The 517-nt window shown below is 53.1% G+C and carries 1 pseudogene; it reads left to right on the top strand.

Annotation, left to right across the window (positions count from 1 at the left end):
* Nucleotides 1-328 (top strand): annotated as a pseudogene (locus FDX22_RS19925) (adenylosuccinate synthetase); the annotation flags it as partial.
* Between the last annotated feature and the right edge of the window lie 189 nt (nucleotides 329-517).

Below are 517 nucleotides of genomic sequence, written 5' to 3'. Positions count from 1 at the left end.
ACAGATTAACTCCCTGTCTGGCTTCTGCCTGACCAAACTGGACGTACTGGACGGTTTGAAAGAGGTGAAAATCTGTGTCGCTTACCGTATGCCGGATGGTCGTGAAGTCACGACGACCCCGCTGGCAGCTGACGACTGGAAAGGCATCGAGCCGATCTACGAAACCATGCCTGGCTGGTCTGAGTCCACCTTCGGTGTGAAAGAGCGTAGCGGTCTGCCGCAGGCAGCGCTGAACTACGTCAAGCGTATTGAAGAGCTGACCGGTGTGCCGATTGATATCATTTCAACTGGCCCAGACCGTACTGAAACCATGATTCTGCGCGACCCGNGCGCGACCCGTTCGACGCATAATTCTGGTTATAGCGTGGCGTCGAATGGCGCTGCGCTTGCACTATCTTAGGCCGGATGGAGTGCTTTGCAGCAGCATTCGGCTTAAAATCACGTAAGTTCCTCGCTTTTTTCCTTCCTGAACTGAAATAAATTAGCGACCTGGCTGGTGGCTGGTTTATCATCAATA

The organism is Citrobacter sp. TBCS-14 (genome assembly GCF_005280805.1).
GTDB lineage: Bacteria > Pseudomonadota > Gammaproteobacteria > Enterobacterales > Enterobacteriaceae > Citrobacter > Citrobacter gillenii.
The sequence above is the reverse complement of the archived record's forward strand: the minus strand, read 5'-3'. Positions and strand labels throughout refer to the sequence as shown.